Annotated in this window: 1 protein-coding gene; it reads left to right on the top strand. The window is 45.6% G+C overall.

Annotation, left to right across the window (positions count from 1 at the left end; all coding sequences use genetic code 11):
• The coding region (locus COU47_03050; protein ID PIR69445.1) for a DNA polymerase III subunit alpha at nt 1-1,585 on the top strand (1,585 nt) is incomplete at both ends.

Genomic DNA, 1,585 nt, shown 5'->3' with positions numbered 1-1,585 from the left:
GATTCGCATTATCTTCGCCCCGATGATGCGTTCGCGCACAAAACTCTAGTTGCAATTTCAACCCAGACCGATGTTACCGATACCAAAATTTTCTCCGGCAACGGTCAATATCACTTCATATCTACCGAAGAAGCCATGGAATGGTTCAAGGATATTCCAGAAGCGGTGGCAAACACGGAAAAGGTTGCCGAACAATGCAACGTGGAACTTGAGCTTGGCAAATTTATTTTCCCCAACTTTAAACTTGAACCAGGCAAGACAGCCGGCCAAATGCTTGATGAATTAACCCGAAAAGGGGCAAAAGAACGCGGGCTAGACAATAATCCGGAAATAGAAGCACGACGACGTTACGAACTTGAAATTATTGAGAGTAAAAACTTCCAACAAAAGGACTATTCTCCCTACTTCCTTGTCGTCGCCGACCTGCTCCGATTTGCCCATGAATCAAACATATATACCACGGTCCGCGGTTCGGTCGCCGGCTCGCTTGTGTCTTATCTTTCCGGTATCACCCATGTCAACCCGATAGAATTTCAACTTCCCTTTGAACGATTTTTAAATCCCTTCCGTCCTTCAGCCCCCGATATTGATATGGACTTTGCCGATAACCGACGAGGAGAAGTTATAGAATATGCCAAAAAGAAATATGGGGCCGATAAGGTGGCCCAGATTGGAACATTCGGTACAATGCTGGCTCGCGGAGCGGTCCGTGATGTGGCGCGTGCATTAGGCAAGCCATATGAGACCGGCGATCGTATTGCAAAGTTAATACCGCTGGGCTCACAAGGATTTCCTATGACGATAGATCGCGCCATGGAGCTTGAACCGGAACTTAAGAACCTTTACCAAAAAGACCGCGAAGCGCGGGAAATATTGGATGTTGCCAAAAAACTTGAAGGCACCGTTCGTCATGTTTCTGTTCATGCCGCCGGTGTGGTTATATCCCCAAACCCACTAAACAATTACGTACCGATTCAATACGACCCTCGAGAAAACGATAAACTTATAACCCAATATGATATGCATGCTGTCGGAGAAGAGGGGGTTGGGTTAACCAAACTTGACTTCTTGGGTATTCGTAATTTGGCTATCTTAGAGAATGCCGTTCGTTTGGTCAAAGAGCACAAAAATATTGACATAGATATAGAGAAAATATCTTTTGACGACAAGAAAACTTTTGAAATGCTGGCCAGAGGCGAAACGGAAGGCCTTTTCCAATTGAACGGCGACGGTATGACAAAATTCCTTATGGAGCTTAGGCCGACGGTTATTGATGATATCAACGCTATGGTTGCCCTTTATCGTCCGGGTCCGATAAATAACATCCCCGAATACATTGCCAGAAAACAAGGCCGAAGCCCCATCAAATATTTTCACCCGAAGGCGGAGAAGTTTCTTGCCAAATCATATGGGGTTTTGGTCTATCAAGAAGATCTTTTGTTTACCGCTCTTGAATTAGCCGGCTATAACTGGGAAACGGTGGATAAATTCAGAAAAGCAGTCGGCAAAAAGATACCGGCGGAAATGGCCAGACAACATGAGATATTCGTTCAGGGATGTCAGACCCACAGCGGAATGACCAAAG

It is taken from the genome of Candidatus Niyogibacteria bacterium CG10_big_fil_rev_8_21_14_0_10_46_36 (assembly GCA_002772995.1).
Taxonomy (GTDB): Bacteria; Patescibacteriota; Minisyncoccia; order 1-14-0-10-42-19; family 1-14-0-10-42-19; genus 1-14-0-10-46-36.
This window is presented reverse-complemented; position numbering and strand designations above follow the sequence as displayed.